The following is a 26,708-nucleotide window of genomic DNA, read 5'->3' as shown; positions in this document are numbered from 1 at the left end:
TAACTGACGGCGTTTTTTATTCCGTTGGTATTAAAACTTCAGTTTATCAATAAGTGTGTTGGGGTCGATTTCCAGTTCATCCATTAACGACCAGCGAGTTTGCTTTTGTACACTACCTTTTCCTAAGATCCAGTAATCATAAGTTTTTTCAATACGGCCATTGGTATGCTGGATAGTCAGCCAAGCATTTACATAACTCAGTAAATCTTGATTACGCTTGGCGACAGCGAATCCAACGGGGTATTTCAAACTCGCCCCTTCCGGTACCACAACACCAAATTCAGGGTAGAACATGCTCCATGCGAAGCCCGCCTCTGCGCTGATCACTAAGGCGTCATATTTTTCTGGGTGCTTAAAATAGCTTTGCAGATTGTTAATGCTGGATACTTTTACCTTAGGATTTTGCTGCGCTAATTGTTTGAGTAGCGGAGCATACTCAACGTGGGCTAAATTCAGCTTATCAAGCGTAAGTAGGGCTGACTTGTCAGCAAATTTCTTTAAATCATGATCTTTGGCCAAGAGCGCCAGTTGCAGCTCCAACACCTTGTCACTAAAGCGCACGCTTTGTAAGTCGGCAATATTAATTTCAAGGCCGGACATTGCAATATCGAAATATCCCTTGTTGAGATACTCTGCCAGTTGTGGCTTTTTAAAAGGAATAAACTCGATTTTAACCCCAAGGTCGGATGCGAGCCTATGTGCGAGGCTGACATCAAAACCCACTAACTGGTCTTTTTGATTAAAGTAACTAAACGGCACATTATCGATAAGATATCCAACACGCAGCAAGTTACGTTTTTTAATCACATCGATATTTGTCAAAGACAACTCACCGCTTTGGTATGCTTTAGGGACATAGCTAAGCACATGAGCAGGTACGGTATCCGAGATCACCATATTAGCTATAGCCTCATCGGCCGATTTAGTTTGCTTACCAAGGTAATTATTTGCTGTAAAACTCAACAACATGAATGCTGGGAGTAGTGCAGATAGTAGCGTTAAATAATAAATCGAGCGCACGCGTTTTAGGTGTAATTGCCTGCGGTTGATGAAAATACATAAAAATACAAATGCGAAGATATATACCACAGTGGTCGGTGAAACCACTTTTGCGGTGAGTACTGACATCGATAAATATAACTGATAAGTATCAGCCGGGACACGCAAGGTATCGAGCAAATAGGGAATCGCGATATGTACGTTTGCAAAGTAACTTAGCATCGCCGATAAAGACACATTAGGAATTTGTTCGATGCCGATTTGGTTGCCGGTAAGCCATGCTGCAAAAGAGACAAAAATGAGGGTCGTAAGCTTTCCTAAACTCGGGAAGGTATAAGCGATAGGCACTAACACCTCAGCGATGTGATCAGAGCTTTCGTCGCTTTGTTTTATTTTGCGTAAATGATCTTTGATCCCCTCGGTGATCACCGGCAATACAATAAAAACGTTTCCGGTACTAAATGCGGTGATCCATGCATTGCGCATAACCATGATGAGGTCGCGGTACTTAACAGGGGTGAGTGCAGCAACAAGCATAGGTAGTAGTACTAACATCAAGTACACGCCGACACATAAAACGACAACCCAGTACACTTGTAATTCAGACAGTTCTTCTGCGCTCATGGTGCCAGCGGTGCTTGCTGTCATCGCAAAAATGCCGATAGGGAAGATGGCAATGATCTTCTTGGAAATCACCGACAGACCTTGACCAACGACTTCTAACACATCGAGTAAACGGTTTTTCTTTTGATTAGAAATAAGCGCCATGCCTAGCGCAATACAAAATATGACTAAGGCCGGTACATTACCTTCTGCCATAGAAGCAAAAGGATTAGAGGGAATATAATGTTTAACGAAGTCTACTTCGGGAGCTGCGGCGACCAATGCTGGGGAGAAAAAGGTCCCGGCATCATGCGCTGGTAATGTCATAATAAAGCACCAGATCACAGCAAGACCTACCACCCAAATGGAGATCATGACTAGCGCTGCTTTTGCAAGAATGCTTTTAACTTGTTCGGGATTAAATTTCCCTAAACCCACGATAAGGCTGACGACAATATAAGGGAGAATGGTGATTTGCATCAGGTTTACAAAACCTGTACCAATAGGTTTTAAAAATGATAACCGTTCACCGAAAACTAAACCAGCAAAAATGCCAAGTATGAGCGCCCAAAGCATCCAGTTAATGTTTTTTAGAAAATTAAGCAATTTAGTCATGTGCTCAGTCGAAAAAAGAGCGGTATTTTAATTAGCTTAGCTTAAAACTTACTGAATGTTTGAGCGATTTGATTACAAATTATCGAGTGTTTACTCAAAGTTCATAATCATCCCCATTTTTGGCACGATAACAGGCTTTTCCTGCTGGTTGTTGCACGCCGTGATAAAAGCTCATCCATAGTTTTTGTAGCTGGGTTTTAGTCTTTTTACCAACCACAGACGCCAGTGGTGTTTCGACGATAATATCTTCGATATGGGCGCTATCAAATTGGCCGAGCATTCCGGTGCGATTGAAGGTAATTTCAATATGTAAGCCATCGTCCTGTTTTAACAAAATAGCCTCCGGTGTTTCACGGTGACCGCAAAGCGCGACGAATTGGCTACAATTTTTTAAACCACAATGGGTGCCGTTGGCAAAAAACGCAAGCAGGTGATTGTAGTAAACCACATAGTCTGTCACCTCCATGTGTGAGCCAAACTCTAAAGGACATTGTTCATCAAGATACTGTTTTGCCAGCATTGACTGTTGCGCTTTCGTATCGTCAATTGGTTGCTCTGTATGCGGTTGTAATTGCGCTGCCATGATCCACCTCACTTGTTCATGTTGTCATAAATTGGGAAATATATTCTGGTTGTTTCGTGTACATTTTGAGTGTAAGTTAAATATTCAAATAATTTCACAAAAAGAATTTCACAGTGTGAATTTCACAAAAATGGGGTGTGAAATCATGGCAAAAGTTGCAAGCTTAATTAGAAAGTCTCACTTTTTGGGCACTAAAATAAGAAATCTAAGAAAGCGTAACCATCTGACTTTAGAAGACTTATCGGCTCGATGCGTTAAGCAAGATCCAGCCAGCGCGCCTTCCGTTTCTTACCTATCAATGATTGAAAGAGGCCAGCGTACGCCAAGCGAAGCGATGCTCGAAAACTTCTCTAATGTATTTCAAAAACCGATTGAGTGGTTTTTAGATAGTCAACCAGAAGCACCGGAGATAGCGCCAGATAAAGGCAATTTCGGTGGGATAGTGGGGATGGCTTTAGAGCCCAACTTTCTATTTGCCAAAGAGATATTACAAATTGCGATCCCAGAAATGCTATCCCAAGCGGGGATCAGTGGTAGGCAGTTTGCGCACCTTTTGATCCGTGCCCACCAAGAACACCATCAAAACCACTTTCCTGATTTAGAGCGAGCAGCCGATGAAGTGGGAGGCAAAAATCTCTATCTCAGCTGTGATGACCTCATGGCAATTTTGCTAGCAAAAGGTCGAAAAGTGGAGTGGTTTGAGCAATCTTCGCCTGACGGAGAGGGGATGATCACTTCTTATTTCAAAGAGCCAAACATGGTGTTTATAAATCGCGCGTTGCACGCACATCCCGCGAGAATGAAATACGATTTAGCCGTTCATATTGGCCATGCAGTGCTTCACAATAGTGAAGGGTTAGAATGTGTACTCACTACCGGAGAAAGTCGTAAAAGTAACGATAACCCCGATCATGATACTCCAAATGCCCAAGATATTTTGAGCGCGTGGCAGGATTTTGAATCGAGCTTCTTCGCAGGGGCCTTATTGTGTCCCCGTACACCATTTCGGCAGTTACTCGAAAGTCGAGGTTACGATGTGCGCGTCCATGAGCAACTTGGTATTTCTGCTTCCGTTGCAATGCGCAGAATGACATCGGTTTCACCTTATCCACATTGGCATTATTTTGATGCTTATCAAGCTGGTAAACTCAAGGCGGTGTATCGGGGCAATGGCATTCCTTTACCTTGGGGTAATATGCGTAGCGTTGCCGATCCGTGTCAACACTGGGCCGTATTTCGTAAATTTCATGATGATAGTAATAGTGCCAGTGCTCAGCTTTCGATCCTGAATGTTAATGGTAAACCGCGTCTGTATTGCTGTGAGTCAGTAAAAATCGTTGATGTGGCGAATCGTCCAAGGGTGCTGTGCGCGGGTCTTGATCTCAATCCTGCTATTAATGCACAAGGAATTGATGCTGACGCCTTGATTGGAGAGTTACAAAAAGCTTGTATTAGCCATGGTGGCGCGAGTGTGGTGCCCTATCATATGAAAACCCAATTACTCCGTGTTGCCAAGATTTTAAATATTCAGTGGATTGAAAGAGGGCTTGAGGGCTCTGTTAGGGTGATCTGTACTCGAGGAAAAAGCTGCCCAAGAAAGCCGAGTTGTTATGTCGAGAGTCCGTAATTGACGTCATTCGATGATTGTTTTGTTGAGTTTTTGATAATAAAAGTTGAAAAGGTACGCGTTGCATGCCATATTTTTTATGCAGGTTGTTTACATCTGCTTAATACTCATTCTTTTAACTATCATCTAGGAGACGTAAATGTTCATCTACAACAAACAACGCCCTAGTGATCTGCATGAATGTTCCGTTAATTACCACTTGAGTGAGTGGTTCGACGAATAGCCTCACCTGAATTTCAATTCTATTCCCACCGACAATTTGTTGGTCGGGTTTTATCACGTTCCGTATCAATGCAAATGTAAGCTCTAACGCTAATTGCGTTTAGGTTTTTCACAAAACCAAATTAATAATACCAGTTGTATTAAGTAAATGATCTATCTTGAAGCGGGGAAATAGCTTTAGTAGCAAGGCAAAAATTTTGCTATTTAGTTGTTCTAAATGAGAAATTTTTAACGAAGCTAATATGCTATTTCACCCTTCAAATTGATTAGAGAATTAATTCAATTGGTATAAGGCTTACTTCTGCACTTTTGGCCATCGTCATCAGTGTATAAGTTGCAGTGGGCGCTTCGTGCAAATACCGTGTGCGGCAGCGTAGCTTTGCAATGCAACGGTACGGATCATAGAAACATATATCATTCAGGTAAATACTATGAAAAACAATAACATTCTATTTGTATCACTAGCTGCTTTAATGCTTGTTGCAAGCCATAGCTACGCTTGCTCAACTACGGAAACTGAATCTAACGACAGCGAAGGTAATGCCAATAGTGGAGTGTGTAATAACACGACAATTAGCGGCGAGTTATCCAGAGGTGATATCGACTGGTTTACTTTTGATGTGGCGGCGCCAGGTTCGATAGATATCTCGCTAGACCATAGCTCTGGTGATGATTTTGACTGGTTCTTATATCAAGAAACAGGCTCAGCAGTTGTCAGTAGGGAAACGAGTCAAATACCAGAAACGGGGAGTTTTTATGCTGAGACTGCAGGTACCTATTATATAAAGCTAACCCGATATAGTGGCTCTGGTTGGTATGATTTGATTGTGAATTTTGTCCAAGGTGAAACTCCTCCGCCGCCAACTGGAGAGTGTAATTACGGTATTCGTCCGTCAAAACCTGGGGCATTAAAGGCTTATCTTGCTGGAAATAGCTCAGACACGTGCAACACGCTCACACCGGATAACGGTGCCACGCTCTTAATGGGAGGGGGAACCGATGTTGATAATGCTTTTAGCCAAAGAGTAGCTCCTCATATTGGTAATGGTGCTGATGTGGTGGTACTGCGTACTTCCGGCACGGACGCGTACAATGATTACTTACTTGGTCTGATGGCGGCAGATTCAGTTGAGACGTTAATTATTGATTCTGTTAGTAAGGCTAATGACCCTTATGTTGATTGGGCTATTCGCAGTGCTGAGTTTGTCTGGTTTGCTGGAGGCGATCAGTCTGATTATCTAAATAAATGGCAAGGAACTTCTGTCCAAAGCGCGGTGCAGCACGTTTTTGATAAGGGAGGTGTTGTTGGTGGTACATCAGCTGGAATGGCGTTACTGGCCGACAGTATTTACGATCCTGATGGTGTGCTCGGTGCTATCTCCAGTGAAGTAGTAACCGATTTTTGTCACGAAACACTGAATTTTAGTAGTCGGTTTGTTTCTATCCCCATGCTAGACAATGCCCTAACAGACACGCACTTTGCTGAGCGTGACAGAATGGGACGTGCAGCCGTATCTTTAGCTCGCCACAGTAGTAACTATTTTAATATTGCAGCGAGTGAAGCAACATCAATTTTCATCAATAGCGAAGGCGAAGGGATCGTGGATGGCAGCGCTGAAGTTTATATTCTCAAAGAAACAGCACAAACTAAAAGAACAGCACTTGCTTGCGGTCAAGCAGTACAATATCAAGACTTTTTGCGGGTTAAAGTGTTGCCGGGGCAGAGTTACAACATCTACACCCACACACATAGTAGCGGTGAACTCGCGCTCTCCATTAACGGAAACTTGAGTAACTTTTATTTACCCAATAACCCGTATTAAGCAGCTAAATACAATTACTTTTCTGACTTAATATTAACCATAACCCAATGCCGTTGCCGGTATTGGGTTTTATATCCGGAGTAAAAGTACCGTGCTAGAGTCGCATGATATTTTTGATCTATGCATTCTAGTTAGTTCATTTCTAATTCCAAGTTCAGATGAAATAGTAATTTTGTCTGTTTAACTTTGTGCACTATTGCTGTAAGTTGCGCCGACTAATTCTGAGTAAAGGTCGGTATTTTGGAAATTCGTCAAGTAGTGGGTTCATTAACACAAGTCTATTTTAATTTGGTGCAAGCATATGAAGCTGAGTTTTCAGTGTTGACGGAAAAATTACCAGATAGTAACGGTTTATTTCAGATAGATACGCCAATAGATGAACAGCACTTTGGCTACTTGGCATATGAAAATGGCCATCCGGTTGGCTTTATCAATATTTTTAAAGCGCAAAATACCTTTGAGGTATGTGAGTTTTATATCGTGTCTACAGCGAGAAAACGTAAACTTGGTTCTTCGTTTATGTCCGAAATATGGCAAATGTATCCTGGGCATTGGCAAGTCAAGCAAATTCAAGGCGCAGATCACGCGATCAATTTTTGGCGCAACGCATTGACGTTAAACGGTATCGACTACAGCGAATCTCAATATCAAGACGACTATTGGGGTGTCGTAAATAGACAGGTCTTTACCGTGTAATGGGTGTATATCGATTAAGGCATAATATCTAGGTGATGTTATGCCTTAGCCATTATTAGATTTTACTTCTAATTAAATCCCTGACGAGCAATCTGGCTGGGTGGATTGCCTGATGTACTCGCTCGCTTAAAGGTCTTGCTTCGCCAAGTAGAGTTGCAACTAAGTGCTCAGTAGCAAGTGGAGCACTGCACAGTCCTCGTGCGCCAAAACCAGTAACAATATGAATTCCTTGATAGGGTAGTGCTGGCTTCCCAAAACCGTAGTGTTTTCCCTTTCTTAAATTAGCAAACGCCGAGCAAAACTCATCGTTATGCTGGACTTGACCAAGCATAGGCAAATGATCGTTAAAGCAGCAACGTACCGCGGCTTTTGCAGAGGTGATCTCGCCAAGACTCGCGGCTAAATCCGTGTCTTTATAAAAGCGTTCAAGCTGGGCGCGGTTAACTGCATCATCTTCGGCTTTTACCTCTCGGCTTTTGCTATTTTTTTCAAATGTCGCACCCATACAATGCTGCCCATTCATTGCGGGAGTAAAGTACCCTTTATGGCAAAGTACGGTATTGAGTTTTTGTGATCCTTCTCCAGCATCAACATGAGAGACCTGACCGCGAACGCCGTGTATAGGAATATGTTTGGTTTGCTCGAATCGGTCAGAGTGCTCACCGCCACAGACAAAAACATCTGAAAACGGCCCAAATGTATTATCTTCACTGTGTAACAGCCAGCCGCTCTCAGTTTTTTCAAGCTTTTGTATATCAGTATTAAAATGAGTCGACACCGCTTTGAATGCGTGAGCTGCATCAAACACCGCTTGCGTTACCTCTGCCGGGTTTAGCCAGCCTGCCTCTGGAATATAAAGACCACCGTAGGGCAGTGCGGTATTTGCTATGACTGAAGCCTGCTTGGCATCAACGGCATGAATTAAGTCATGCGGCCAAGTTGCTTTTTCAGCTAGATTTTGGTGCTGCGCTTGTTTGGCTTCACTAACTGACTGCAAGAGTACGCCACACCAATCGTGTGCGAAGTGGTAGCCTGTATTTGCAATATGCTGATAAAGGCGCTTTGCATATAAAAAGCTGTGGGCGTATAGCTCGCTTGATGGCGTGTGATCTGCTTGCAGGTTTGGATATAGCGCGCCTTGACGATTGTGAGAAGCACCTTTGGCTAACGCGTCGTCTTGGCAAAAAAGTGTTGCGCCAAGATTACGTTTACTAAGGTGATACAACAAACAACTTGAGGCAATACCGCCGCCAATAATAGCGATACTCTCTAGCTTACGCGGTGTGGTGCTGTAATACGCTGGAGTATTGGAGTTTTTATTGGCACGGCTCAGCGTTCCAACCACCATTTCGCGTTTGCGACCAAACCCTTTGACTTTTTTGCACGCAAAGCCGGCGTCTTGTAGTCCTCTGCGGACAAAACCTGCGGCGGTAAATGTTGCTAAAGTAGCGCTATCTCGGCTCATATTGGCCATGGCATCAAATAAGCTTTGCTGCCACATATCTGGGTTTTTACTCGGAGCAAAGCCATCTAAAAACCAAGCATCGACAAATCCGGCTTGCTCAAAACTTAGCTGTGGTAAATTATCGTGAATATCACCAAACCATAAATCTAAGGTCACTTGACCATCGTCAAACTCTAGGCGATGACATCCTTCAAGGGCCATCGGGTATTGTTGGCAAAGTTTTTCGGCGAGCGGGGCAAGCGTAGGCCAAGCTTGTAGCGCTTTAACTAAATCATCAATATGGATTGGATATTTCTCAAATGAGACAAAGTGGAGTTGGTTAACGCATGCGTCTTTGCTACGCTGGTTGAAGTGATACCAAGCGTTGAGAAAGTTTAATCCAGTACCAAAACCAGTTTCTGCGATGACAAATCGGTCTTTGCCATGATTTTGTAACCGCTCGTCGATATGGTTCTGAGTATAAAAGACGTAATGTGACTCAGCTAACCCATCATCGTTGGAAAAATAGACATCGTCAAAACTATCGGCAACAGGGGTACCAGCATCGTTGAAGTGTATTTGAGCGTTTTTTATCATGAAAGACTCTATGTTCGACTATTTGGGAACTATTTTACTGTCTTTCGACTCAATAGTCTGGTTGCATTTTTAGTTATTTAGGTTCAGAGTACATGTGTACGCTGGAAAGCTGACCACTTGGCGCTAAAATTCAGCGTATACTACGCATAATTTGTAATATCGAAGGGAATAAACCCATGAGAAGAGCCGTTATTACGGGGATCGGTGTTGTTTCGAGCATCGGCAACAACAAGCAAGAAGTTTTAGAGTCATTAAAAGCAGGTAAGAGCGGTATTGCTTTTAACCAAGAATTTGCAGACTACAACCTACGTAGCCAAGTGTCTGGTAAAATAGATATCGACGTAAAATCTCTCGTTGACCGTAAGGCACATCGTTTTATGGGGGACGCGGCAGCGTTTTCTTATATCTCGATGGCACAAGCAATTGAAGATTCAGGGCTATCAGAAGAGCAAGTATCAAACGAACGCACAGGCCTTATCGTAGGTTCTGGTGGTGGTTCGTCTAAATACCAAGTTGAAGCCGCTGATATTCTGCGCGAAAAAGGCGTTAAACGTGTAGGGCCTTATATGGTTCCACGTACCATGGCAAGCACGACTTCTGCGTGTTTGGCAACACCATTTAAAATTAAAGGTGTGAACTACTCAATCAGCTCTGCATGTGCAACATCAGCACACTGTATTGGCAATGCAGTTGAACAAATTCAACTAGGCAAACAAGATGTTATTTTTGCTGGTGGTGGTGAAGAGCTACACTGGACGCTCGCGATGGAATTCGACGCCATGGGTGCGTTGTCAACCAAGTACAATGAAACGCCTGAGCGCGCATCACGTACGTACGATGCAAATCGTGATGGTTTTGTAATCTCTGGCGGTGGCGGTATTGTGGTAGTTGAAGAGCTAGAACACGCTCTTGCTCGCGGCGCGCACATTTATGCTGAAATCGTTGGTTATGGTGCGACATCAGATGGTTACGACATGGTAGCACCATCAGGTGAAGGCGCGGTACGTTGTATGAAACAAGCGATGCAAAGTCTTGACGCACCGATTGACTACCTAAACACGCACGGTACTTCAACACCAGTTGGTGACGTGAAAGAGTTAGGTGCTATTCAAGAGTTGTTTGGCGATAATTCTCCAGCTATTAGTGCAACTAAAGCAATGACAGGCCACGCACTCGGTGCGGCTGGCGTGCATGAAGCGATTTACTCTTTGCTGATGCTAGATAATGACTTTATCGCACCATCGATCAATATTGATGAACTAGATGAGCAAGCACAAGGTTTAGACATTGTAACCGAGCGCCGTGATGGGCCGCTTAATACGGTGATGTCAAACAGCTTTGGCTTTGGCGGTACAAATGCAACACTTGTGATGCAAAAGTACAAAGGTTAAGCACTTTACACTTAACTTTATATCAAACACAAAAAAGCAGGCTAAGCCTGCTTTTTTCGTTCTGTTCGTATATTAAAATAAATTAACGTACATTGTGTTTCATCAAACGTTCTTTATCACGTGACCAGTCACGGTCTTTAATATCAGCACGTTTATCGTGTTGCTTTTTACCCTTCGCAAGATAGAACTCGAGTTTTACCCAGCACTTTTTCCAATACATTGCTGTGGCAATCAGAGAATAACCATCACGCTCGGTCGCACCGATAAGACGTGAGATTTCACGTTTATTTAGTAGCAGTTTACGATAACGAAGCGGATCGCATATCACATGTGTAGAGGCACTATTTAGCGGCTGAATTTGACTGGCCAACAAATAGGCTTCGCCGTTTTTGATATGGATGTAAGTATCTGAGATATTGACTTTACCGGCGCGGATACTTTTTACTTCCCAGCCTTGTAATTCGATACCTGCTTCGAACTTTTCATGTAGTGAATACTCATGACGCGCTTTTTTATTTAGCGCTATGGTATTGCTATTTGATTTACTTGAATTTTTCTTTGCCATAATGGCTTAGTCTACCTATAAATCCTGTTTTAAGACAGCGCTTTTTCATTAATGTGACGTATTTTTACTTAGTCAGTGGCTGCAAACAAGATAAATCTGCAAAACCTTGGTAAAATCCTTGTATTAAGATTTGGAGTGTCTATGCCACAGATAGAAAAAAGTGCTTTGGTGATGTATAGCACCAAGGAAATGTTTGAATTGGTCAATGATGTTGACGCTTATCCCGCATTTCTGCCGCATTGCTCAGATGCAAAAGTTATCAGCAATGATGAACAAGGGATGACCGCGAGTCTAGAAATTTCGAAAGCCGGCCTAAAAAAGTGGTTTACCACAAAAAATGAATTTGACGGCAATCGAGTAAAAATGTGCCTAGTAGATGGACCATTTAAGTCTTTAAATGGTTATTGGGAGTTTACCGCGCTTGATGAACAGGCTTGTAAGGTGAGTTTAAAATTAGAGTTTGAATTCGCGAGCAAATTAATTGAGATGGCGTTTGGCAAGCTATTTAATGAAGTGGCCAAGAATATGGTGTCTGCGTTTACCCAGCGAGCCAAAGTTGTTTACGGAGCGAGATGATGATAAAGGTTGAAGTGGTATTTGCATTGCCAGACAGCGCGACGTCATTGTCGGTTGATGTGCCTGAGGGGACGTCTGCTGAGCAAGCAGTACTACAGTCAGGGATTTTAGAAAAATGCCCAGAGATAGATGCGAATGATTTGACGCTCGGGATCTGGAACCGAACGGTAAAATTACAGCAAGTAGTCAGTGATGGTGACAGAATCGAAATCTATCGTCCGTTAATTGCTGACCCGAAAGAAGCGCGCAGGCGCCGTGCGGAGAAAGCAAAAGAAGAAGGTCGTGCAAGCAAAGTTACCGGTGGGCGACCTGTCTCTTTAGGAGATAAGGAATAATTAACCTGAGCTTCGGATAGTTAATGCCTTTCTAGCAGCCAGTTTTAGCGCTAACTGCGTTGAATTCACTTCCAATAGCCAACTATAGGTGCGTAAATTCGCCTTGCCTACAGGATGTAGGTACCTTAGCGAGAGCAGGACGCGGAAGCGGTGTTATCCCTAAAACTGTCTGGCTAGATAAGGGTATAATTTAATGTGGTATTAAAAACAATGAGTTAGCTCATTCCTTATCCAAACCTCAGGTTAATTAAAAAAGGGGAAATACCTTTCCCCTTTGACTACGAAATGATGTGTGCCCTTTGACTCTATGAGTCTAAAGGAGTGTTAAATTCTTCTGGCTCTTCGAAGTCGCCGCTTACGCGAACTAGTTTGTCATTCTCGAAATAAACGCTAAACGACTTTCTGACCTCTGACTCTCTATCAATATTAAATACGTACTGGTAATGCCAGATATTGTTGTTAAAAGTATCTTTAGCAAGCGGTGTACCTAGCACATATAGCACTTGCTCTCTGGTCATTTGCACGCGAAGTTTATCTACATCTGACTGCTCTAAGAAATTACCTTGTGGCACGTTGATGCGATAAATCCAGCTTGAACAGCCAGACATAAATACCGTCATAACTACAGCACTGAGCCAAACAGAAAGGGTTTTATTAGACAGCATGAAATTGTGTATCCTTATTATCAGTTATTTGCATGATACCGATTGCACAGAGAAGGTAAAGTCTCTTAGCGGAATTGGACTGCACTAAGTGTAAAAAGTTCGCAGATAAGTTGCAAGAGCTGCCATGTGTGGTAGAAGTCATTGATAAGATTTTGAGGAGAGCCTGTTAGTGCTAGGAAAAATGTTACTTAGCGAGCCCAATAAAACGGATCACCAAGCTATTTGGAGCTTATATATCCTAGAAACGCGCTTTGGTCATTGGTACACAGGAATAACAACCAATGTAGAGCGACGCATAGAGCAGCATCAGGCTGGGAAGGGGGCAAAAAATTTAAAAGGTAAAGGGCCCTTAACGTTAAAATTTCAATGTGCTGCTGGTACTAAATCTCAAGCTGCAAAACTTGAGTGGCATGTTAAGCAGCTTACAAAAGCACAAAAAATTCAGCTAGTAGAGTCAAAAGGCGAACGCGTTAATGACAAAATAAAGTCATTGATGAGGTTTACCGCTGCCTGATACTTATTTAAATCCATATTCTCTAGTGTATCTCTGGTGGTGTGATGATGTTTATCTTCACCCATACCGAAATAAATATAGGGGATCCCTTGGCGATAAAAGGCGTAGTGATCGCTTGCTTTGTGCCAATCAATTCTAGGATTATTTGTATAACGCTCAATTTGTCGTTGTGACGATACTATGGTCAATTTTATTGAAGATTGCGCCTTGTTCTGAAGCTCTGTTTTATATTCCTTGAAACCCGGTGAAAACAACGCAAATAAACGGTTGTTGTTATTTATCCCTAACATATCAAGGTTGATGTTGAGTTCAACTTCTCGGTTAAGATGCTTGGCATAATGTTTTGCACCATGTAAGCCGCGCTCTTCTGCATCGGTTGCGACAAACAAAATATCGCGAGCGCGATTTGTTTTACTGAGTTGCCTAGCCATGTGTAACATCGCAGCTACGCCAGATGCATTATCATTGGCGCCTGGATAATGTCTCTGTCCTGTGGTTCCTAAATGGTCGTAATGCGCACTGATAACAATGGCCTTGTCACAACGAGGTTGGGTGCAAGGCAAAGTCGCTGTGATGTTGTGACCTGCGTCTTTACTAAAAATGCCGGCTCTAAAGGTAAAGTGCTGATAGCTCGGATTTCCACCTAATTGCTCAAAAGCAGCAAAAATATATTGTGCACTGATGTTAGGCGATTGGGCTCCACTTTTACGGCCTTGGTGACTAATGCTCGTAAGTGTTTGTAAATCCTGCACCAATATATTATCAACATGAACAATACTTGGATGTTGCGTTTGCGCCACTGCACTCGTGGTACATATCGCGGTCAGCATTATGCCGAGTAGTTTGAACGGGAGCTTCTTCATTGTTATTGTTATCTCTCATCGTTGTCTGTGGAATTTAACTGGTTGCTTGCAACACCTCTCAATAAGGCTAATTTGCCTTCGTAGCGTGTTTTGTCGTGCTCGAAGACAGATGCTTTGTATGCTTTATTGAGGTAGTACTCTGCTTTTTCTCTATTCCCTTCCTCAAATGCGACTTTTGCTAATCCAAAGAAACTGCCGTGAATACTATGGTCGAGTTGATAAGCTTTTTGATAAAAATGCTTAGCGCGACTTAAATTTCCATGCTTAAACGCTTCATTACCCAACACTAGCATATAATAGGGATTGCTCTTTCTTAAGTTGTGAATATTGGCTTCGATCACTTTTGCTTCGTGGTCACGCTCTGTGAGGTGGTAAAGTTTTGCAAGATTGCCTAGTGCGTTTCGATTGTCATGATTGATGGCAAGTGCTTGGTTATATGCGCGCTCAGCAAGGTCGTACTGTTGAGTTAGGCGATATAGGATCCCAAGATTACCCCATGCGCCATCGTGATAGGGATCGCTCTCTACCGCTGCTTTGTAGTAACTGTAGGCCATGTCAAGGTCGCCATTAATCATTTCCATGGCGCCTTTGTTGTTATAAAACATGGATAAGATAGTGTTTGTATCTATTGCCGATGTACTAAAATGTTGTGCTCTGCTATTAGGGTCAAAGTCTACGGTAACGGAAGCGGGTTTGACATACAGTGTTTTTACAGAATCTTGGGTATTATCCACTTCAAATATTTTTATGTTTACGTGCCCTGTAAGCAAGCTGTAGCCTTGGCTCTCATCCCAATATTCGGGTATGTGTACACGTTGAAATTGTGTTCTCAAACCCACTTGTCTCGCGATAGCATGGGTTAAAATTGAAAGCGAAAGACAATTGGCATTCATATTACTAAAAGCTTGGTTGGCAGTGAGATTAGCACCAGATAAATATGACATTGAATCGTCGCCACTATTGACCAAAAACGCCATCAACATTTTTGCGCGTTTAACGCCAATTTCGTCGTTATGAAAATATTGCGCGAGTTTTGCTTTAATTTGATTGTTTAGCTGAAATACCTCTGAGTATGACTCTACAGGCTGGATATTAAATTGATGCTTTGAATTGAGAATTGACGTGTCTATCGTCGCTTTGGGAGTGCTATTACAGGCACTAAGTAAAACACTAAGCACAATAATAGAGAACTGAATTACTATCTTCATACAACCTCCAGATTGGGCATTCGGCTGACTTTTAGTTATGGCTTCATTGCTTACCTTTGGCCCTTACTATTATTGAATTTAGACTATAATTGCAAAATTTGCGCGGTGTGATTGTTACACTATGTAACAAAGAGACAATTTGAAAGGGTAAACCTACAAGACCAAACATGCAGGCTTACTTTAGAGTTGAACAGAGGTTAAAAGCTCGCGACGAGATCATCAAGCGCTTTTGCTGATGCAGCAAGACGCTGAATTGATTGTTCCGTGTCAAGTTGCTCGTTCATCACGGCATCGCTTATTTCGCTAATTTGCTCGATGTTGCGGCCGACGTCCGCGACGACATTACTTTGCTCTTCTGTCGCTGTTGCGATAAGCGCGGTCATGTCATTTATTTGATTTGCGGTTTCCGATATTTCCAACATTAACTCCACTGACGATTGCATTGTTTGAACACTTTGCTCTGCTTGTTCACTGGATTGTTGGATTTGGTTTACGACAGCGCCAGACACCTGAGTTAATTCAGATATCGTTGCTTGGATCTCGTCGGTAGATTGTGATGTACGGCTCGCAAGCGCTCTCACCTCATCTGCAACGACGGCAAACCCACGGCCATGCTCACCCGCACGCGCAGACTCAATCGCGGCATTGAGTGCAAGCAAGTTGGTTTGCTCAGATATGCCTCTGATCACATCAACGATGTTGGCAATGGACTGTGTTTTTTCGGCCAATGTAGCGACTTGACCTGCCATATTTTCGATGTCACCAGCAAGTAAGTGAAGTGTTTCTTGGCTTTCTTGCACACCTTGACGGCTGCGCTTAGTTGACGCTTTACTTTCTTCTGTTAATTTTGCCGTATTGGTCGCGCTGCTCGCTATCTCTTGTACTGTCGCACCCATTTCATTGATTGCCGCGGCAACAGACATAGTTTGAGACTTTTGTTCATCCAGAGACTGAGAGTTTTGCTGGCTCTGTTTAAACACGGCTTCGCTCGTCACGCGAATTGAACGGCTCTCTTCCGCAACCATGTGGATAGCTTCTTCGATCTTAGCCATAAACTGGTTGAAGCCGCCAGCCAAAGCATGAAGTTCAGGTTGTGCTGAGTCTGGTAAACGATAATTGAGTTTTGCGTCGCCGCTGCCAAGCTGTTCAAATAAATCTGCCATCTTTTTAAGTGGCGCGCTTAAGTTTTTAGCCAGCAGCATACTAAAAAAGCTCGCCACTAGCGCAATCACCAGCGAAAAACCAATGATTTGCCACTGCAAAGAAGTGATCCCACTATTGATTTCACTGGTTGGCACTTGGGCAATAACAAGCAAATCTGTGTTTGGAATTGGGCTCGCTGCAACTAAATTGGTTTCGCCACCCACTTCCAACTCTTTAACGATAAATCCATGTGTGGAGGTAAAATCGCGACTGTGCTGGCCGTAAAAGTCTTCAATTGAGGACTTTGCGACTTTGCTTGCATCTGGGTGCAATTGCACCGTACCTTGCCTATTAATGACGAAAACAAAGCCACTTTGCTCGATTTTCATATTAGCAAGCATCGCCTGCATGTCATCAATACTTTTCGCAAGTCCAGCTAAACCAACACCGCTTAGCTGTTGATGGTTTACAAACATTTTTACATCGCCCGGTGCTTCTTGATAGATACTAATAGAGTATGGCGAGCCACTAGTGGTAAAGCCGAAAAACCAACCATCCTGCTCTCTATTTAGTACTCGCAGAAAGCCGTTTTGATTCCAATATTGATTGGTTTCGCGGTTAGCCCAAGAAGCCGTAACTAAGTCATACTGCGCCGCAATACGCTTGAGTTCGTTGACAAGAAGTTTTTCGTCCAAAGTATTTTGCTTGGCACTTTGGGTGATTAATAAATTGCTTGAAAGCTGCTCGGCTGCATTTTTCAACGTGTCTATCTGCTTGCTTAATGATTTATTGATACTTTCTATCTTGCTTGGCAATTCAGACTGCATCATGCGTTCATTAATGAGCGTTTTGGCGCTGTAAAGCGAGGTAAACCCGATTAAACAAGCGACAGCAATCGCAATGAGACTACCCAAAAGGGTAATTCTTTGAGTAATTGTTAAACCTGTGTTTTGCATTCGATTAGTGTGTGTAATCCCGTGGAACCGATTATTCTAGCATAGTAAATAACCAGCTCGGAACAAGTAACAATCCAAGTCACAAAAAAATAATTTTGGTTTATAAAATAAAGTTAATCTCAGTATTTAGTGTTAACTGTATTTGAGTTAAATGGGTGGTTATGTTGAGAAATAGAGATAAAAGGCCACAATCTCAGGGTGGAAAGTGGCCTTGGTTACTAACAAGCGAACTAGTTTGCTATATTATTGACGCAAATTTATTTCTACTTACTAAACAATCTTTTTCATATCGGACATGTAACCGCGAAGGATTTCACCTATTTTTTCTACCGGATGGTTACGGATCGCACGGTTTACAGCTATGAGCTTTTGGTTGTCAGCATAATTGTCACTGTCTAACAAGCCTTCACCAATCTCACGTTTTGTGATTGATTCCATAAATGGCTTCAATAGTGGTAGACATGCGTGATTATACAGGTAGCAACCATATTCTGCGGTATCAGAAATAGTACGGTTCATCTCGAACAGCTTTTTGCGCGCAATGGTGTTCGCGATTAGCGGCGTTTCGTGTAGTGATTCGTAGTACGCTGATTCATCAATAATGCCTGCTGCTGTCATGGTTTCGAACGCTAGCTCTACACCAGCTTTGACCATAGCAACCATCAAAATACCTTGGTCGAAGAAAGTCTGCTCTGAAATCTCAGCATCAGTATTCGCTTGCTTTTCAAACGCAGTTTGTGCGGTTTCTGCACGCCATGTAAGCAATTTATTGTCGTTTTCAGCCCAATCAGCCATCATACCTTCTGAAAACTCACCACTGATGATGTCGTCCATATGCTTGTTGTAGAGCGGGCGCATGATGTCTTTTAGTTGCTCACTCAGTTCAAATGCGCGTAACTTAGCGGGGTTAGACAGTCTGTCCATCATATTGGTGATACCACCGTGTTTTAGCGCTTCAGTGATGATCTCCCAGCCATATTGTACGAGCTTTGATGCATATCCAGGTTCAATGCCTTCTTCTACCATTTTGTCAAAGCATAGTAGTGAGCCAGTTTGCAACATACCACATAGGATGGTTTGCTCACCCATTAGATCTGATTTTACCTCAGCAATAAATGATGACTGCAATACGCCAGCACGATGACCACCGGTTCCCGCCGCATATGCCTTAGCTTGCGCGAGACCTTTACCCTCAGGGTCGTTTTCAGGGTGAACTGCAATCAGCGTAGGTACACCAAAACCGCGTTTGTACTCTTCACGTACTTCTGTGCCAGGACATTTTGGTGCAACCATGATTACGGTGATATCTTCACGCACTTGCATACCTTCTTCCACGATGTTGAAGCCGTGAGAGTAGGCAAGTGTTGCGCCTTTTTTCATTAACGGCATGACTGCGTTTACAACAGAAGTATGTTGTTTGTCAGGGGTTAAGTTTAGAACCAAATCAGCTTCAGGAATGAGTTCTTCATAAGTGCCAACAATAAAGCCGTTTTCAGATGCATTAAGAAACGATTGACGTTTTTCTTCAATTGCTGAAGGACGTAGTGCGTAACTGACGTTCAAGCCAGAATCTCTTAAGTTTAGACCTTGGTTCAAGCCTTGTGCGCCACAACCAACGATGACCAGTTTTTTACCAATCAGAACGTCGACACCTTGTTCGAATTCTTTTGGATCCATGAATTCACATTGAGAAAGCTGAGCTAATTGCTCACGTAAAGATAAAGTATTAAAGTAATTCGACATGATATTTCCTGATTCTGTAGAAATAGATTGAAGTCAGAGTAGGGCGAACTTTTGATTGCGTAAAATGATATATTTGAACTATAGTGTTTCAAAAGGTGAAATACTATGAATCACAAACAACTTAAATATTTTTTGGCACTTGCAGATACGCTGCATTTTTCTCGGGCGAGTGAACGTTGCTTTGTAAGTCCTCCGACATTAAGCCGTCAAATCAAGCAGTTAGAAGAGGAAGTTGGCGCGCCTTTATTCCTACGAGATAATCGCACCGTTGAGTTGACTCAGCAAGGCAAGGCGTTTGTTCATTACGCGCAAGCGACATTAGCAAGCTGGCGGCAGTTTAAGAGTGAATGCGTTGACGATGATAAGCCTTTGACTGGTGAGCTGAGTTTATTTTGTTCAGTGACCGCGACTTACAGTTTTATTTATGATCTTTTTTCCAAGTTTCGCCATCTGTACCCGCAAGTAGAGTTAAATCTTATTACTGGTGATCCCGCGCATTCAATAGCAGAAGTGGCTAGTGGTAAGGAAGATGTAGCGGTAGCAGTGAAGCCAAAACATCTACCGAACGGTATTGAGTACTTGCCAATCGGCCGTTCGAGATTGGTGTTTATTGGCCCAACGATGGACTGTCCGCTTAAGTCTATTATTGATGAATATAGTCATAGCGAAATGCCGTGGCAGAGGCTGTCTTTTATTATGCCAGAGCAAGGCGTGTTAAAAGATCGAATCGATAACTTTTGCAAAAAACACAATTTTGTTCCTAAAGTTTATGCGCATGTTTCGGGTCATGAAGCTATGGTTGCGCTCGCGAGTTTAGGGTTTGGTATTGCGTGTGTCCCCGAGATAGTAATTAGTCAAAGTCCATTTAAGAATCAAGTTCAGCTTTTACAGCTTAGATCGGATGAAATTGAAATTGGACTTGTAACTAAGAATAAACGGTTATATGACCCAGTTGTTAAAGCACTTTGGGATACGGCAAAAGGATTATTTACGCTGTAAAGCATCCATTCAGGTTGCGTGACTACACTGTGTTCATCCATGTTGAATGAATGAGGTGCGTCCGTGTCCACTATCTTGGTTGCACAAAGCAATAACAATATATTGACATCACAACAAAAAATGCTTGAAGAGCAAGGCTATACTGTTGAGTTGTTGAGGGAATTAGGTCAATTGAACGGTTTTTCAGGGAAATCTATTAACGGTATCGTGCTTGATCAAGCTATCGCATCCGTACCAACCTGCGATTCAATCAGCCAATTTAGACAAAGATTTAAAGCTCCCGTGATCGTCAGTCTTGACAGCGATGACGAGGATGTTCACAGCCTGTTTTTAGAGCTCGGTGCTGACGAAGTTATTTCCAAAGACGCAAAGCCTAGATTATGGCGAGCTCGACTTGATGCAGTGTTAAGAAGGCAAGCTGCAAACTCGCAGTTTGACGATGAGCCAGAGCAATTAAGCTTTGGCCAGCTGCATATCGACAAAAACACCAGGCGCGTGAGTTATGGGCAGGAGCGCATTGACCTCACAACCCATGAGTTTGAGTTGCTATGGTTACTTGCGAGCAATGGCGGCAAAGTAGTGAAACGTGACTTTGTATACGAGCAGATCCTTGGCAAATATTATCGCCCAGATACTCGGACAATAGACGTTCGCATCTCTCGCTTGCGTAAAAAGCTACACGATAATCCGAGTCGTCCAGAGAAGATCAAAACGATTTGGCGTCAGGGTTACTTATTTGTTACCGACGTTTGGAACTAAAAAGTAACAATTTGATTTAACGCAAAGATACTTCGGATTTTTCGAATGTTCAATTCGGAGAAATTTGTGAAACAGGTTTCTGATACAAAGGGATAACGTCATTTTTATGATGCTATCCCTTTGTTTTATATGGAGTATCAGCATTCTCTTTCACGAGTGATAGCGCTGGAGTAGTTAGCTGTTACGTAGCATTTTTAAAAAAATTGTTATTTATACAATGCAAATAATATTGATTGCTATTTAGGTGTGTGTATACTTTACGCCTAGTTATGAAAATATAAACATAATTAGTCTCAAAGGAACAATTCAATGGCACTTAAAAAGTCTCTGTTAACGACTGCTATTCTCGCTGCAACTTTAGGCCTCACCGCATGTGGTGGCTCTAGCAGCAACTCAAATGACAACGACGATAACAACACAACACCACCTCCTGCCACCAATGCTGCACCTACTATTACCGTAGACAGTGCATCAGTATCTGAGGATACGCTTGGTGCTGCGGTTGCAAATATCTCTTTTTCTGACGATAGCGATGAAGTAAGTGCATTGACACTAACCATCTCTGACAACCGTTTTGAAATTGTTGATGGTGCGGTTAAGCTCAAAGCTGCAAACGCACTAAACTTCGAACAGGTTGAAGGCGGTAAAGTATCGGTAACTATCACTGCAACCGACAGTAAAGGCGAAAAAACAGAAGTTGAAGCTGAAATTGCTGTTCAACAAATTGCTGAAGAAAACAAAGCGGGTGTAAACCGCTATGCCTTTAATAACACACAAGGCGAATCTTCAGTTTCTTATTCTGGCCAAATCGCACGTCACGCAGCTATGGTTCATATTAAGAGCCTAATGGGTAAGCTTAATAATGAAACTGTGGGTAATGCGGCGGAGCAAAAAACAGCTGAAGCGGCAATCACTGAGATTAAAACCTTCTTAATGCCGACAGACACAGTGGTCTTGGATGAAACCCTTGATTTCGCTGTTGCCGCAAACGCTGCACAAACTACATTAGGACAAATTTCAAGTTCACTGAAAAACGTCGCTGGCGAAGGTGGTAAAATTGCGGGACGTGATACCTCTAATATGCATAAAGCATGGGAAGAGGATGGTGTCATGGCTGGTTGGGTTAACTTTGGTACACAGCCAAAAACACCTGAAGGTTTAGCCCTACACTATTTAGACCTGCTACAAGCGCAACTTCAGCAATTTGAAAATGGCTCAACAATCAAAGCAGAGCATAATGGCACAGCTATCACGCTGAACAAACTATATGTAACACCGGAAGGCCTTGATCTTGCCCAGCTAATGCAAAAACACTTAAACGGTGCAGTATCGCTTTCTCAAGGTGCGGACGATTATCTAGATGATTTACTCATTGGTGAAAAGTCAGCTGATAACGCGACATTAGCGGATGGCAAAAGCTACACTGAACTTGAACACAAGTTTGATGAAGGCTATGGCTATTTCGGTGCTGCTGTTGATTATCTAGACTACACAGACGATGAACTTTCAGCTAAAGGTGGCCGTGAAGCGTATGCAAGTGGTTATCATGATTTGGATAATGACGGCAAAATCGATCTACTATCTGAATTTAACTTTGGTAACTCAACCAATGCAGCAAAGCGTGACCGTGGCACTAAATCTAACGCTAACCCAACGGACTTCAGCGCTGAAGCACAATTAGCGTTTATTGAAGCGCGTAAACTTATCAACGCTAATGTTGGTACTAATGTTGCGCAGTGGTCAGACGAGGACAAAGCACGCTTAGAAACATTGCGTAATCAAGCGTTGCTAGCATGGGAAAAGTCTATCGCTGCAACCGTTGTGCATTATATCAATGATACAATCTCAAATGATGATGGTGATTTAGACGATATCGCATCAGGTGATTTTGATGCTGATCAATTCTATGCAGTAGCAAAGCACTGGTCTGAAATGAAAGGCTTCGCATTAAACTTCCAGTTTAATCCGTTTTCTCCTGTTACAGATGCAGATTTTGTTAAAATCCATGAGTTAATGGGTGATAAGCCTGAATTCGCGGCAGATAAAGTGGAAGCTTATAAGACTGCTTTATTGGAAGCGCGAGAAATCATTGCAACTGCATATGATTTCGATGCTGAGAATGTTGCCAACTGGTAATCTAAATTTTCGTTTATAACGTTAAAAGGTTAGCCGTTAATTCTGCTAACCTTTTGTTGTATATAGATAATAGAGAATACAAATGAGAGTATCTAAACGTTTAAGTGCTGCTGCCGTCGCTGTGGCTTTGGTATTGTCGGGTTGTGGTGAAAGTACTTCAAGTAGCCAAGGACCTGGAGTGAAGGATAATAACTCTGGAACGGATAACCCAACTTTACCTACGCAATTTGATGAAGCAGCCTTGGTAAATAACCTTGTGAATAATGTGCTTACCCCTGCAATTGAGCAATTCAATGAACTCGCTGTAACACAACAACTTGAAGTTGCGAGTTATTGTAGTGCTGAAAAAGTACTGGCTGAAAATACCGCTGCGTTAAAGCAAAATGCTCAACAAAGTTGGCGCAACGCTATGGTTGGGTGGCAGTATGTTGAATTGATGCAAATGGGTCCACTTACTGCCAATAGTAAAGAGCTTAAAAATAATATTTATGTTTGGCCCGCTACAGGCTCGTTATGTGATATCGACTTGGATGTGGTGTATTTTGAGGATGGCGTTATTAACGGTAATGCTAGCAATCCTTATAATATCTCTGAGCGTACTGCAAACCGTAAAGGCTTAACTGCCTTAGAGCACCTTCTATTCAATGCCAACCTTGATCACAACTGCTCGTCAGTGAATGATGCTTTGGCACCATGGAATAGCCGTTCAACTCAGGAAAGAGCGGTTGCGCGTTGTGAGTTTGCGACTGAAGTGGCTAAAGACATTGAAGCACAGAGTAGTTCACTTCTGTCTCAATGGACTGGAGAAAATGGCTACGCAGCTAAACTTGTTAATGCAGGACAACCAGGGTCACCGTTTGACACGCCTCACTTAGCGCTCAATGAAATATCAAAGGCGCTATTTTACATGACCGAAGAGCTAAAAGACGGCAAAATAGCGACGCCGTTAGGCCTAGGTTTTCCGAATGCGTGTGGTTTAGAGGCTTGCCCTGAAGCGGTGGAGTCGCCAATTGCAGAACATTCGAAAGAGAATTTACTTGCTAACATCAGAGCATTTAGAAACATCTTCACTGGTAATGGCCAAGATGCTGAGAATACATTGGGCTTTGACGACTTTTTAGATGCTGAGAACGGTAGTGATGTAAAAGAGCGCATGCTTGCAGGGCTAGCGGAGGCAGAAGCTACTCTGCTTGCGATGAATGCGAGCCTGAAAGCTGAGCTTGCAGGTTCTACAGAGCAAGTGACGCAAACGCATACAGACGTTAAAAAAGTGACGGATGATTTAAAGACCGAGTTTATCGAAAAGCTCGCCCTAGAACTTCCACAAACTTCGGCAGGTGACAATGACTAAGCGCATGAACATGAAGAAATCTTTATTAGCGGTGGCGGTAATTTTTGCACTACCTCAAGCGCAAGCTGCGGATGATAATCAAGATATTGAGCATATCTCTATTATCAGCCATCACGATAAATTGCGAAAAGAAGCCGGCTCTGCAACCTTGTTGTCAGAAGCGCAGTTGGCAGAATACGAATACGACGATATTCACCGTATTCTTTCTAATGTACCTGGTGTTAATATTCGTGAAGAAGATGGTTATGGCCTGCGACCAAACATTGGTTTTCGTGGTGTAACACCTGAGCGAAGCAAAAAAATCACCATTATGGAAGACGGTGTGCTCATTGGCCCAGCTCCTTATTCTGCGCCGGCTGCTTATTATTTTCCGGTTACGACTCGTATGACTGCGGTTGAGGTGTTCAAAGGGCCAGCGGCTATCAAGCATGGTCCGCAAACAGTTGCTGGTGCGCTCAACTTAGTGACTCGCCAAGTGCCAGAATTTACAGAAGGCGGTATTGATGTTGCGGCTGGCAGCGACGGTTATTCCAAAGCACACGGTTACTACGGTTCAGTAGTAAATAATGTCGGCTTCTTATTCGAAGCGGTAAATCTACAGGCCGATGGTTTTAAAGAGCTTGATGGCGGTGGTGATACGGGGTTTGAGAAGAACGATATATTAGCTAAGTTTAATTATAAACTTTCTCAAGGTGAGCTAAACCATACATTTGGCTTAAAACTCAGCTATGCCGACGAGTTGTCCGATGAAACCTACCTAGGTTTAACGGATGCTGATTTTGCTGAAAACCCGTATCGTCGATACGCAGCGTCTCAGCCTGCAGAAATGGATACCAAGCATACTCAGGTAATGTTATCTCATGTACTTGATGGCAAAGACTTTAACGTTACAACAAGGCTGTACCGTAATGACTATGAGCGAGCTTGGCTTAAGCTTAATAGTCTAGGTAGTAAAAGTGGGCCATCCCTTTCAAAAATCATGGCAAACCCAGAGACTTTTGCAAATGAGTACGGCGTGATCACAGGGGCAAGGGATTCTGTCGTTGCAGGTTCAAATATCTTTTTGAATATGGGGACTAATGATCGTGAGTATTTCTCTCAAGGTCTTCAAGTCGATGCCAATACCAGCTTTAGCCTGTTTAATTTAACTCATGACATCGCAGTTGGTGTGCGTTTCCACGAAGATGAAATTGAGCGCAAACACTTTGAGCAAGCGTATGCAATGGAAGGTGGTTCACCTGTGTTGCTAGAGGGTTCAAAGCAGTTTACATCACTGAATACTGAAAATACTAAAGCGTGGTCGGTATATCTAGAAGACAAAGTACAACTTGATGCGTTGACACTCGGCCTTGGTCTTCGTGGCGAGCTGATGGACATGTCTTACCAAGATAATAAAGATGCCGATGTTTGGATTGATAAAACCACCCGTATTTGGCTACCTAGCCTAAGTGGTTTCTATCAGCTTTCTGATGATGCCGGTCTTTTATTTGGTGTGCACCAAGGTTTTGTGCCTTCTTCACCACAACAAGATCCAGATATAGAGCTTGAGAGGAGTGTTAACTACGAATTTGGTGGGCGCTTTAATGATGGTGTGACTCAGTTTGAGATTGTGAGCTTTTTCAACGATTATGAGAATCTGAACGAAAGCTGTGGTCAGTCTAATTGTGGTGTTGATGACCAGCAAGATCAGCAATTCAGTGGCGGTGAGGTGGATGTTTACGGTCTCGAAATGCAGTTTGCACAACGTTACCCTTTGAACCTTCAACTGGATATCCCTTATAGTCTCACCTACACCTATACGAAAGGTGAATTCCAGAATGAGCGTGCGACAACGTTCGCACAATGGGGTTATATTAAAAATGGTGATGAGCTTCCGTATTTACCATCTCATCAAGCCACTTTTAACATTGGCCTCGCAGCAAGTGACTGGAAAGTTAACGTAGCCATCAAATACATCAGTGAGATGAGCGAAGCTGCTGGCAGAAGCACTGAAGACTTTGAGCTTGTACTTGAAGGCGCAAAGGTGCCAAACACAACCATCGTTGATGTATCTGCAAGTTACGAGCTAGGCCAGTATGGTCAAATCTATGCTAAAATCGATAACTTGTTCGATGAAGCAGAAATTGTCAGTCGCCGCCCGTATGGCGCGCGCCCAGGCAAACCAAGACAATTTAGTTTAGGCTATAAATACCAGTTTTAATTGATTGTCTATGCGGCTCTTAAAATAAGGGCCGCAGCTTCATGGCGCCTGTCGCTAGACCTATGGAGCTATTCCAAAAATATATGAACTCATTA

General features: G+C 42.8%; 21 protein-coding genes. 12 read left to right on the top strand and 9 right to left on the bottom strand.

The window, feature by feature from the left end; all coding sequences use genetic code 11:
* Window positions 1-30: 30 nt before the first annotated feature.
* Together CTT31_RS10875 and CTT31_RS10870 are read right to left on the bottom strand one after the other, a co-directional pair.
* Window positions 31-2,217: a cation:dicarboxylate symporter family transporter gene (locus tag CTT31_RS10875; RefSeq protein ID WP_260491240.1), complete on the bottom strand. Its 2,187-nt coding sequence runs from the start codon at window positions 2,215-2,217 to the stop codon at window positions 31-33.
* A 94-nt stretch (window positions 2,218-2,311) separates the two neighbouring features.
* Window positions 2,312-2,800, bottom strand: coding sequence for an aldolase/citrate lyase/malate synthase family protein (locus CTT31_RS10870; RefSeq protein WP_010379126.1), 489 nt, complete (start codon window positions 2,798-2,800; stop codon window positions 2,312-2,314).
* 145 nt (window positions 2,801-2,945) lie between these two features.
* Here CTT31_RS10870 and CTT31_RS10865 point away from each other — a divergent pair, with 145 nt between their 5' ends.
* From CTT31_RS10865 to CTT31_RS10855, 3 genes are all read left to right on the top strand, one after another.
* A complete protein-coding gene (locus CTT31_RS10865) occupies window positions 2,946-4,427 on the top strand; it encodes a DUF3612 domain-containing protein (RefSeq protein WP_211857837.1) in 1,482 nt (493 codons plus the stop codon).
* A 653-nt stretch (window positions 4,428-5,080) separates the two neighbouring features.
* Window positions 5,081-6,472, top strand: a complete 1,392-nt coding sequence (locus tag CTT31_RS10860) for a pre-peptidase C-terminal domain-containing protein (RefSeq protein WP_211857836.1) — start codon at window positions 5,081-5,083, stop codon at window positions 6,470-6,472.
* Between the two features lie 240 nt (window positions 6,473-6,712).
* Entirely contained in the window at window positions 6,713-7,168 is a 456-nt protein-coding gene (locus CTT31_RS10855; RefSeq protein ID WP_260491239.1) for a GNAT family N-acetyltransferase, read from the top strand.
* Window positions 7,169-7,223: 55 nt separating this feature from the next.
* On the opposite strand, the gene mnmC is transcribed toward CTT31_RS10855, so the two are convergent.
* Window positions 7,224-9,209: a bifunctional tRNA (5-methylaminomethyl-2-thiouridine)(34)-methyltransferase MnmC2/FAD-dependent 5-carboxymethylaminomethyl-2-thiouridine(34) oxidoreductase MnmC1 gene (gene mnmC / locus CTT31_RS10850; RefSeq protein ID WP_211857834.1), complete on the bottom strand. Its 1,986-nt coding sequence runs from the start codon at window positions 9,207-9,209 to the stop codon at window positions 7,224-7,226.
* A gap of 176 nt (window positions 9,210-9,385) precedes the next feature.
* On the opposite strand from mnmC, the gene fabB reads away from it, so the two are divergent.
* Window positions 9,386-10,600, top strand: a complete 1,215-nt coding sequence (gene fabB, locus CTT31_RS10845) for a beta-ketoacyl-ACP synthase I (RefSeq protein ID WP_211857833.1) — start codon at window positions 9,386-9,388, stop codon at window positions 10,598-10,600.
* Window positions 10,601-10,682: 82 nt separating this feature from the next.
* Here fabB and smpB read toward each other — a convergent pair whose 3' ends face one another.
* Entirely contained in the window at window positions 10,683-11,165 is a 483-nt protein-coding gene (gene smpB, locus CTT31_RS10840) for an SsrA-binding protein SmpB (RefSeq protein ID WP_010379116.1), read from the bottom strand.
* Window positions 11,166-11,306: 141 nt separating this feature from the next.
* Here smpB and CTT31_RS10835 point away from each other — a divergent pair, with 141 nt between their 5' ends.
* A complete protein-coding gene (locus tag CTT31_RS10835) occupies window positions 11,307-11,741 on the top strand; it encodes a type II toxin-antitoxin system RatA family toxin (protein WP_099028822.1) in 435 nt (144 codons plus the stop codon).
* Window positions 11,741-12,076, top strand: coding sequence for an RnfH family protein (locus tag CTT31_RS10830; RefSeq protein WP_010379113.1), 336 nt, complete (start codon window positions 11,741-11,743; stop codon window positions 12,074-12,076). The genes CTT31_RS10835 and CTT31_RS10830 overlap by 1 nt, the downstream gene beginning before the upstream one ends.
* 305 nt (window positions 12,077-12,381) lie before the next feature.
* Here the strand turns inward: CTT31_RS10830 and CTT31_RS10825 are convergent, their stop codons facing one another.
* Window positions 12,382-12,741 (bottom strand): outer membrane protein assembly factor BamE, encoded by a 360-nt coding sequence (locus CTT31_RS10825; protein ID WP_211857832.1) that lies wholly within the window; start codon window positions 12,739-12,741, stop codon window positions 12,382-12,384.
* Between the two features lie 181 nt (window positions 12,742-12,922).
* On the opposite strand from CTT31_RS10825, the gene CTT31_RS10820 reads away from it, so the two are divergent.
* Window positions 12,923-13,255, top strand: coding sequence for a GIY-YIG nuclease family protein (locus CTT31_RS10820; RefSeq protein WP_211860033.1), 333 nt, complete (start codon window positions 12,923-12,925; stop codon window positions 13,253-13,255).
* On the opposite strand, the gene CTT31_RS10815 is transcribed toward CTT31_RS10820, so the two are convergent.
* From CTT31_RS10815 to ilvC, 4 genes are all read right to left on the bottom strand, one after another.
* Window positions 13,183-14,118 (bottom strand): M20/M25/M40 family metallo-hydrolase, encoded by a 936-nt coding sequence (locus CTT31_RS10815; protein ID WP_211857829.1) that lies wholly within the window; start codon window positions 14,116-14,118, stop codon window positions 13,183-13,185. The genes CTT31_RS10820 and CTT31_RS10815 overlap by 73 nt on opposite strands.
* An 8-nt stretch (window positions 14,119-14,126) precedes the next feature.
* The gene (locus CTT31_RS10810) at window positions 14,127-15,326 is read right to left on the bottom strand and encodes a tetratricopeptide repeat protein (RefSeq protein ID WP_039497346.1); all 1,200 of its coding nucleotides are present in this window, start codon (window positions 15,324-15,326) and stop codon (window positions 14,127-14,129) included.
* Window positions 15,327-15,523: 197 nt separating this feature from the next.
* The gene (locus CTT31_RS10805; RefSeq protein WP_211857827.1) at window positions 15,524-17,425 is read right to left on the bottom strand and encodes a methyl-accepting chemotaxis protein; all 1,902 of its coding nucleotides are present in this window, start codon (window positions 17,423-17,425) and stop codon (window positions 15,524-15,526) included.
* 270 nt (window positions 17,426-17,695) lie between these two features.
* The gene (gene ilvC, locus CTT31_RS10800) at window positions 17,696-19,168 is read right to left on the bottom strand and encodes a ketol-acid reductoisomerase (protein ID WP_039497351.1); all 1,473 of its coding nucleotides are present in this window, start codon (window positions 19,166-19,168) and stop codon (window positions 17,696-17,698) included.
* Window positions 19,169-19,273: 105 nt separating this feature from the next.
* Here ilvC and ilvY point away from each other — a divergent pair, with 105 nt between their 5' ends.
* From ilvY to CTT31_RS10775, 5 genes are all read left to right on the top strand, one after another.
* The gene (ilvY, locus tag CTT31_RS10795; protein WP_010605095.1) at window positions 19,274-20,167 is read left to right on the top strand and encodes an HTH-type transcriptional activator IlvY; all 894 of its coding nucleotides are present in this window, start codon (window positions 19,274-19,276) and stop codon (window positions 20,165-20,167) included.
* Window positions 20,168-20,230: 63 nt separating this feature from the next.
* Window positions 20,231-20,926, top strand: coding sequence for a response regulator transcription factor (locus CTT31_RS10790; protein ID WP_211857824.1), 696 nt, complete (start codon window positions 20,231-20,233; stop codon window positions 20,924-20,926).
* A gap of 309 nt (window positions 20,927-21,235) precedes the next feature.
* Complete coding sequence (locus tag CTT31_RS10785; protein ID WP_260491238.1) at window positions 21,236-23,062, top strand: Ig-like domain-containing protein; 1,827 nt, start codon at window positions 21,236-21,238, stop codon at window positions 23,060-23,062.
* Window positions 23,063-23,144: 82 nt separating this feature from the next.
* Entirely contained in the window at window positions 23,145-24,413 is a 1,269-nt protein-coding gene (locus tag CTT31_RS10780) for an imelysin family protein (RefSeq protein ID WP_211857820.1), read from the top strand.
* Window positions 24,406-26,613, top strand: a complete 2,208-nt coding sequence (locus CTT31_RS10775) for a TonB-dependent receptor family protein (protein ID WP_260491237.1) — start codon at window positions 24,406-24,408, stop codon at window positions 26,611-26,613. The genes CTT31_RS10780 and CTT31_RS10775 overlap by 8 nt, the downstream gene beginning before the upstream one ends.
* Window positions 26,614-26,708: the final 95 nt, after the last annotated feature.

Source organism: Pseudoalteromonas maricaloris, assembly GCF_024746855.1.
Taxonomy (GTDB): Bacteria; Pseudomonadota; Gammaproteobacteria; order Enterobacterales; family Alteromonadaceae; genus Pseudoalteromonas; species Pseudoalteromonas maricaloris.
The sequence above is the reverse complement of the archived record's forward strand: the minus strand, read 5'-3'. Positions and strand labels throughout refer to the sequence as shown.

Bases quoted from the DNA above. Each gene is read 5' to 3' on its own strand.
- CTT31_RS10875 (WP_260491240.1), bottom strand. From the start codon at position 2,217: ATGACTAAATTGCTTAATTTTCTAAAAAACATTAACTGGATGCTTTGG.
- CTT31_RS10870 (WP_010379126.1), bottom strand. From the start codon at position 2,800: ATGGCAGCGCAATTACAACCGCATACAGAGCAACCAATTGACGATACG.
- CTT31_RS10865 (WP_211857837.1), top strand. From the start codon at position 2,946: ATGGCAAAAGTTGCAAGCTTAATTAGAAAGTCTCACTTTTTGGGCACT.
- CTT31_RS10860 (WP_211857836.1), top strand. From the start codon at position 5,081: ATGAAAAACAATAACATTCTATTTGTATCACTAGCTGCTTTAATGCTT.
- mnmC (WP_211857834.1), bottom strand. From the start codon at position 9,209: ATGATAAAAAACGCTCAAATACACTTCAACGATGCTGGTACCCCTGTT.
- fabB (WP_211857833.1), top strand. From the start codon at position 9,386: ATGAGAAGAGCCGTTATTACGGGGATCGGTGTTGTTTCGAGCATCGGC.
- smpB (WP_010379116.1), bottom strand. From the start codon at position 11,165: ATGGCAAAGAAAAATTCAAGTAAATCAAATAGCAATACCATAGCGCTA.
- CTT31_RS10835 (WP_099028822.1), top strand. From the start codon at position 11,307: ATGCCACAGATAGAAAAAAGTGCTTTGGTGATGTATAGCACCAAGGAA.
- CTT31_RS10830 (WP_010379113.1), top strand. From the start codon at position 11,741: ATGATAAAGGTTGAAGTGGTATTTGCATTGCCAGACAGCGCGACGTCA.
- CTT31_RS10825 (WP_211857832.1), bottom strand. From the start codon at position 12,741: ATGCTGTCTAATAAAACCCTTTCTGTTTGGCTCAGTGCTGTAGTTATG.
- CTT31_RS10820 (WP_211860033.1), top strand. From the start codon at position 12,923: ATGTTACTTAGCGAGCCCAATAAAACGGATCACCAAGCTATTTGGAGC.
- CTT31_RS10815 (WP_211857829.1), bottom strand. From the start codon at position 14,118: ATGAAGAAGCTCCCGTTCAAACTACTCGGCATAATGCTGACCGCGATA.
- CTT31_RS10810 (WP_039497346.1), bottom strand. From the start codon at position 15,326: ATGAAGATAGTAATTCAGTTCTCTATTATTGTGCTTAGTGTTTTACTT.
- CTT31_RS10805 (WP_211857827.1), bottom strand. From the start codon at position 17,425: ATGCAAAACACAGGTTTAACAATTACTCAAAGAATTACCCTTTTGGGT.
- ilvC (WP_039497351.1), bottom strand. From the start codon at position 19,168: ATGTCGAATTACTTTAATACTTTATCTTTACGTGAGCAATTAGCTCAG.
- ilvY (WP_010605095.1), top strand. From the start codon at position 19,274: ATGAATCACAAACAACTTAAATATTTTTTGGCACTTGCAGATACGCTG.
- CTT31_RS10785 (WP_260491238.1), top strand. From the start codon at position 21,236: ATGGCACTTAAAAAGTCTCTGTTAACGACTGCTATTCTCGCTGCAACT.
- CTT31_RS10780 (WP_211857820.1), top strand. From the start codon at position 23,145: ATGAGAGTATCTAAACGTTTAAGTGCTGCTGCCGTCGCTGTGGCTTTG.
- CTT31_RS10775 (WP_260491237.1), top strand. From the start codon at position 24,406: ATGACTAAGCGCATGAACATGAAGAAATCTTTATTAGCGGTGGCGGTA.